General features: G+C 38.6%; 6 protein-coding genes and 1 tRNA gene. 5 read left to right on the forward strand and 2 right to left on the reverse strand.

The genetic code is table 11. The features are described 5' to 3' along the window. The first annotated feature begins 14 nt into the window (after positions 1-14). Positions 15-86: transfer RNA gene (locus tag ACQKMI_RS25320), tRNA-Glu, on the forward strand. Between the two features lie 201 nt (positions 87-287). Here the strand turns inward: ACQKMI_RS25320 and ACQKMI_RS25325 are convergent. Further along, a complete protein-coding gene (locus tag ACQKMI_RS25325; RefSeq protein ID WP_427493367.1) occupies positions 288-926 on the reverse strand; it encodes an NAD(P)-dependent oxidoreductase in 639 nt (212 codons plus the stop codon). A gap of 166 nt (positions 927-1092) precedes the next feature. On the opposite strand from ACQKMI_RS25325, the gene ACQKMI_RS25330 reads away from it, so the two are divergent. The 4 genes from ACQKMI_RS25330 (at position 1093) to ACQKMI_RS25345 (ending at position 5521) form a co-directional block, all read left to right on the forward strand. Further along, complete coding sequence (locus tag ACQKMI_RS25330; RefSeq protein ID WP_427493369.1) at positions 1093-2304, forward strand: diaminopropionate ammonia-lyase; 1212 nt, start codon at positions 1093-1095, stop codon at positions 2302-2304. 675 nt (positions 2305-2979) lie between these two features. After that, a complete protein-coding gene (locus tag ACQKMI_RS25335; RefSeq protein WP_427493371.1) occupies positions 2980-3741 on the forward strand; it encodes a MerR family transcriptional regulator in 762 nt (253 codons plus the stop codon). A gap of 355 nt (positions 3742-4096) precedes the next feature. After that, positions 4097-4546: a TraR/DksA C4-type zinc finger protein gene (locus ACQKMI_RS25340; protein ID WP_427493373.1), complete on the forward strand. Its 450-nt coding sequence runs from the start codon at positions 4097-4099 to the stop codon at positions 4544-4546. Positions 4547-4594: 48 nt separating this feature from the next. Next, the gene (locus tag ACQKMI_RS25345; protein WP_427493375.1) at positions 4595-5521 is read left to right on the forward strand and encodes a dipeptidase; all 927 of its coding nucleotides are present in this window, start codon (positions 4595-4597) and stop codon (positions 5519-5521) included. 27 nt (positions 5522-5548) lie between these two features. Here ACQKMI_RS25345 and ACQKMI_RS25350 read toward each other — a convergent pair whose 3' ends face one another. Next, positions 5549-6469: a 1,4-dihydroxy-2-naphthoate polyprenyltransferase gene (locus ACQKMI_RS25350; RefSeq protein WP_323651310.1), complete on the reverse strand. Its 921-nt coding sequence runs from the start codon at positions 6467-6469 to the stop codon at positions 5549-5551. Positions 6470-6851: the final 382 nt, after the last annotated feature.

The following is a 6851-nucleotide window of genomic DNA, read 5'->3' on the forward strand; positions in this document are numbered from 1 at the left end:
CCTTCTCCGCCATTGGCCCGTTGGTCAAGTGGTTAAGACACCGCCCTTTCACGGCGGTAACACGGGTTCGAATCCCGTACGGGTCATACTGAAATACAGTAGATGTAATTTACATCTACTGTATTTTTTTTATATTTCCAAATGACCGCATTGCATTTACCAAATGGTCCAAAGGTGGCGAATGTAGTAGGAAGTAATTGCTGAAGGCATAATATTTGTTTTAAAGATAAACTATAAAAAAATAGCAGGCTAGCTATATTTTCAGCATGTTATTTAATTGTTATTAACTAATGGGATATAAAAGGTGTTTTGTGCACGTACTTAGCATTATCAATATGATCAATGATAAAAGTGGCTATATCTTGATTCGTAATTTTTGTACCAGGCATATCAGTAAGATTTTCCTTTATCTGACTGGATGTTAAGCGATCTTTTACAAACGGTAATCTAATTAGTGTCCATTTGATCTGTTTATTAGTTAATAAAATTTCCCATTCTAATTTTTTATCCTGCATCATTTTCGGAAAGAAAACTTCAAACATCTTTGCTCCAAAACGATTCATCATGCTTTTTTTGTCCTCTTTAATCGTTAGAGAACCACCGGAAACACCTATGTAACGACTAATGTTTAAATCTTTCATCACATTAAAAATAGTAGTTGTAACTTTACTATATATAGGTTCCTCTTTAGGCGGTTGACCAAATGTATTAATAACAACTTGACAATCTTTAAGAAGCTCTCGGATACTTTCTATATCTTGAACCTGTCCTTGTACTATTTCAATTTTATCATTTTTATATAATACCTTCTCCGGATTTCTAACAAGCATCCGAACTTGATATCCTTTTTGTATTGCACGAGTTGCTATATGCCTTCCTACTTTCCCTATTCCACCAATTATCGCTACTTTGCAGATATTATCCATTTTATCCCTCCGATTGAATATACTAGTACATATACGGTATATCTTATCAATTGGATTCAAATTTTTCTCTTTTTGCTAAAGTATGTAATAATATAGACATGTATAGTATTTTGTTTTGTGATCTTTAAGCTTAGATGAAAATAGAACAAAAACTAGGGGGATAAGGATGGAAAAATTATTGTGGGCTAACAACCAACAATATTTGATGCAGAAGAACGTAGAACAAGTAGTATCTTTTCTACAGCATTTTTCACCGGAACAAGTAAATCGTGTTGGTAGATTTCAACGTACATATGAGAAATTTGAAAGCACACCATTACGAAGCTTAAATGCTTTTGCATCACTAGTTGGGGTACAAAGTATTTTTGTAAAAGATGAATCATATCGATTTGACTTAAATGCATTCAAAGTATTAGGTGGTGTTTATGCAATTGGGCAGTACGTTGCCAAAAAGTTAGGTAGGAATATTGATGAGCTATCGTTTGAGCAACTTAAATCAATAGAAATAAAGGAGCAGCTAGGGGACTTAACATTTATTTCAACGACTGATGGCAATCATGGTCGTGGTGTGGCTTGGGCGGCAAGAGAGCTTGGTTTGAAAGCACGTATTTATATGCCGGCTGGTAGTGCTGAGGAGCGCCTCCAAAATATTAAAAATGAAGGTGCATATGCTGAAATAACGACAATGAATTATGATGATACAGTTCGTTATACTTCACAACTAGCAACAGAAAATGACTGGGTCGTTATTCAGGATACGATGTGGGAAGGCTATGAGGAAATTCCGTTATGGATTATGCAGGGCTATACTACACTAATAAAAGAAGTCGCCCTGCAGTTGGAAAAAGCACCTACCCATGTATTTTTACAGGCTGGGGTTGGATCTTTTGCAGGTGCAGTTGTAGCTTTCTTACAACAATATTATGAGCAAGAGATTACAATTGTCTTAGTTGAGCCTTTTGCAGCAAATTGCTATTATGAAAGCTTTAAAGCAGGAGCTGAGCAGTGTGTAACGGTTGGTGGAGAGATGCAAACCATTATGGCAGGTCTTGCTTGTGGTGAGCCGAGTCCATTAGCTTGGGATTTGTTAAAGACTTATACGAAGGTGAGTATTTGCTGTGATGAGGAAGTTGCCGCAACCGGTATGCGCATTCTTGGAAATCCACTAGCAACAGATGCACGAATTATTGCTGGAGAATCGGGAGCTGCTCCAGTTGGATGTTTTTATGAGTTGATGATGAATGCGCAGTATACAGAACTGAAGGATACATTACAAGTAGATGAAAACTCTCGTGTATTGTTTATTAACACTGAAGGTGACACAGATGTAGATAATTATAGAAATATTGTGTGGCATGGGAAATATGCTAACATTTAATATATTATAGCAGGTGTCCAAACACCCGCTATAATAGAGGAACTCAGTCTAAGAACCCCACTTCCTGTGCCAATTTATCTGTGCGAAAGCGAAGCGACAGCAACAACACACGACTGAGTGACCAACTTCATGTTGGCCCAAAGCCGATTTCGGACGCGATTAGCCGAGGCATAATTGATAATGAGCAAACTAGTGATAATAAAAATTCTAGTTTGCTTTTTTTCATGCGCATGTATTGAAGGATGGAATTTGAAAGACTTATGCAATTTATATAAGTTGATCTTCGTTACGACTGGGCGACTCCTTGGGGATTAGCGATAGGGGAACGAAGGCTAAAAGCATCACATCCTGTGATAACGCCTTCGTGACCAACATCGGTGCTGTTGCTGACGCTGCGCTTTCGCACAAACAAAACCCTCTGCTGCCGCTACGTTAGCACTACGCTTTCGCGCAGAAAACATCTGTTGGCCCGAGACCCTGCAGCGAAGCGAAGCGGCTCATCGGACGCCCCCAGGAAGCTCTGCTCTGTGCGAAAGCGTAGCGACAGCAACAACAAAGCGCCCAGTCGGAACGGAAATCAACCACACGTTATGGCGAGGAGCAAATTTTTTTATTTTTTTTCTTGACCTTAACGTTGCGTAAAGATTTACAGTAGTAGTAGAGGGGGTGAACAGTGTGGAATTTACAATTCAAGAGCTTGCTCAATTATCCGGGGTTAGCACAAGAACACTACGCTATTACGATGAAATTGGATTACTGAAGCCAGCAAGAACAAATGAGGTGGGCTATCGATTTTACGGACAGTTTGAAGTTGATATGCTCCAGCAAATTTTATTTTATAGAGCATTAGATATAAAGCTAGCAACCATTAAGGAAATTATTCAATCGTCAGATTTCAAACATAAAGAGGCGCTCAAAACCCATCGTACGGCTTTACTGAAACGCAAAGAACAGCTGGAAAAGATATTACAAACAGTGGAAAAAACCATTCAATCTATTGAGGAGGAACAACCAATGACAAATGAAGAGAAATTTATTGGATTTAAAGAGAAGCTAATCGAGGAAAATGAAAAGCAATATGGTCAAGAAATTCGTGCGAAATATGGTGACAAAACGGTTGATGCATCGAATGCGAAGCTAATGAATATGACCGAGGAACAATATGAGGCTATGCAGCAGCTAGAACAGCAATTATTTGCTCGTTTAAAAGAAGCGATGGCAATCGGTGATACAAATAATGATGTGGCAATGGAGGTAGCAGAGCTTCATAAACGTTGGCTTAGCTTTTCATGGTCACAATATTCTAAGGAAGTACATTCAGGTATAGCACAAATGTATGTAGCGGATGAACGCTTTTCAGCTTATTACGATGAACGTGTTGCTAAAGGAGCAGCACAATATTTACATGATGCCATCCTCAATTTCACTATGGCGTAATTATAGCTGACGTTTCGCTTTCGCACAGAAAACATTGCCTGAATGAAAGATAAATTATCAGGCGTGTTGAATAGGGAAATAAAGGTTTATTATTGGCTGATAAAAGTATTTTTTTGTTGATATTTTGCTAATGTATGTCCATTTTAACTGATTGTAGCGTAGGGCTACTCGACTCCCGCAGGAAAGCGAGTAGCCTGTAGTGGAAATCAGAGCCTTCAAATTAATTAGAATGGATACAAATGGTTAATCAACACGATTGATAAATTATACAAAAAAATAAGTGTCTCCTCCTCATGCTTTAATGTTTTAGAAATATTAATTTAGGAAAAAATGAAGGCATGAGGAGGAGATTTTTTTGAACCCACAAGTAATGGAAAAATTAAAAAAGCAATTAGAGCAGGAACTACAGGAAATAGAACAGCAACTGGAGGAATCAGAGCGTCCACAAGCGACAGAGCTATCTAATTATGATAATCATCCAGCTGACAATGCGAGTGATTTAACGGATCAGCTAACGGAAATGGTGATTGATGAGCACCGCGGTGACGATGCTGAGGAAATAAAGGCGGCACTACAAGCGATGGAGGATGGTACATATGGTAAATGCGCTGTATGTGGTGAAGAGATTCCGATTGGTCGCTTAGAAGCTATGCCGAAAGCACTGACATGTGTTGAGCATGCGAAGCACAAAGAAGATAATTTAAGGCCAGTAGAGGAAGATGTGTTATCTTCTACCCCAAAATCGGATGATTTCATAGAACTTGAGGAATTTGGCTCTTCTGATACACCACAAGATAAAAGTTAGTAAGCATTTTCACTCACAGGCAGTATAATAGCTGTATGGGGTGAGGATATGGACATAATTGATTTACATTGCGATGCTCTATTGAAATTAACAACTTTAGAAGCGGCAAAATTTGAAGATGATGTACGTTTGCAAGCTAATCGAGAGAGATTACATTTAGGGCGGGTTAAAGCACAAGTATTTGCTATTTTTATAAATCCTAAAATTCCGCAAAACATGCAATTTTTAGAGGCGGTGCGGCAAATTGAAGCCTTCCATACACATGTATTACAAACTGAGGGCATGGTGCATATTACGGATTGGTCCCAATTAGATACTTTAGCTCCGCATGAAATAGGTGCCATTTTAAGCTTAGAGGGCTGTGGTCCAATCGGTGAAGATTTAGCAAAGCTTTCTGCTGTTTTAGACGCAGGTGTTAAGCTTGTTGGCCTAACGTGGAATGAAGAAAATGCAGTAGCCCACGGTGCTGAACAGGATGCAAGCCTTGGTTTAAAATCATTTGGTAAAGAAGTTATAAACTTGCTAAATGAGAGAGATATCATTATCGATGTCTCACATTTAAATGAACAGAGCTTTTGGGATGTCTTGCCACTAGCAAAGCATTTAATTGCGAGTCATAGTAATGCACGTGCAATTTGTGATCATCCTAGAAATTTAACGGATGCTCAGGCGAAAGCACTTGTTAAGCATGGTGGTCATATACATGTCGTTTACTACCCGACTTTTATTCATGACAAAGCTATGATGGATGATTTAGTAGCGCATGTGAAGCATCTAGCGAATATAGTAGGGGTAGAGCACCTTGGACTAGGTTCAGACTTCGATGGTATAGATGCTACTGTCAAAGGATTAGCGCACGCAGGAGAGGCACAAAATTTGTTAGAGGCATTACGTGAACATTTTTCAATCGAAGAAGTTTGCGGTATTGCAAGTAATAATTTTCGACGCTATGTAAAAGATGCAGCAACCTTTTAGGTTGCTGCATCTTTAATATGGTTCATCTTAATAAAAGAAATATTGAATTAATAAACCGATTGCTAAGAGGAAGCCGAAGAATGTATTTGTTTGCGCTGTAAATTTCATCGCAGGCATCACTTCTTTAGCTTCTTTTTTATCGCGGAAAATTTGAATCGCACGAAGTGGCTTTGGAACACTTAAGAAAATGATTAGAGCCCAAAAGGTAATACCGTCAATTGCTACAAGAGCGATTACCCATAAGTATGAAATGATAAAAAAGCCAGATAGGACAGAAATGGCATTGTCTCGGCCTACTAAAATAGCAAGCGTTTTTCGACCACCCTCTGTATCGCCAACGATATCACGAATATTGTTGGACAGCATGATTGCCCCAACTAAAATCATACTAGGTACTGAAAGCAAAACAGCATCAAAAGTTACTGTAAGTGTTTGAATATAAAAGGCGATTAAGACAATACCCATTCCCATAACAGCGCCAGATACAAGTTCTCCGAATGGTGAATAGGCTATAGGATAAGGTCCTCCAGTATATAAAAAACCGATAAGCATACAAACAAGCCCGACGGCGGCAAGCCACCAAGAGGTAGAGGCACATATGTAAATGCCAAGCAGCATAGCGATTGCATAAAAGCTTAAGGCAATCATCATAATAGTTTTTGGTTGAACACCGTGACGTACAATTGTTCCACCGATACCGACAGAATTTTCATTGTCTAGTCCTAATTTGTAATCGTAATATTCATTGAACATATTTGTTGCTGCTTGAATAAGCATACTTGCAATGAGCATAGCAAAAAATAGTCCATAATCGATTGTTTGTTTTTCAATTGCTAAGGCAATCGCTGTTCCTAAAAATACAGGAACGAATGAAGCGGTTAAAGTATGTGGACGTGTTAAATGCCACCAAACTTTAAAACCCCTATCAGCTTCAATGACTTTGGTCATAAGGTCTTTCTCTCCTTCAAATGTTGTAGACTATTCTTATTTTATACGAAGAATGAGAAATTGGATAGGTTCACAGCTTATTACATACAGTTCAGATAAAAAAAATGATACAATAGAACATGCATTTATGAACTGAAAACAATAATTAAGATAATAGCAACAGTACAAAGAATAGGCTAGCAAAATAAAATGACAGCTATTTTAACTTCTTTCAGCGCAGAAGTCTCCCGCCTCTATAGGTGGTGAGATGAATGCGGATTTTAGCTACTTTTCAGCGGGTGTCCAAGCATCAGCTGAAATAGAGGAACTCAGTCTAAGAACGCCACGTCCTGTGGCAACGACTGAGTGACCAACATCACGTTGGCCCAAAGCCTCCGGCGGA

Source organism: Lysinibacillus sp. NPDC097214, from assembly GCF_050277945.1.
Taxonomy (GTDB): domain Bacteria; phylum Bacillota; class Bacilli; order Bacillales_A; family Planococcaceae; genus Lysinibacillus; species Lysinibacillus xylanilyticus_B.

What these genes read in the sequence shown, in the direction of transcription:
- ACQKMI_RS25325 (WP_427493367.1), bottom strand. Translation starts at nt 926, where the DNA reads ATGGATAATATCTGCAAAGTAGCGATAATTGGTGGAATAGGGAAAGTA.
- ACQKMI_RS25330 (WP_427493369.1), top strand. Translation starts at nt 1,093, where the DNA reads ATGGAAAAATTATTGTGGGCTAACAACCAACAATATTTGATGCAGAAG.
- ACQKMI_RS25345 (WP_427493375.1), top strand. Translation starts at nt 4,595, where the DNA reads ATGGACATAATTGATTTACATTGCGATGCTCTATTGAAATTAACAACT.
- ACQKMI_RS25350 (WP_323651310.1), bottom strand. Translation starts at nt 6,469, where the DNA reads ATGACCAAAGTCATTGAAGCTGATAGGGGTTTTAAAGTTTGGTGGCAT.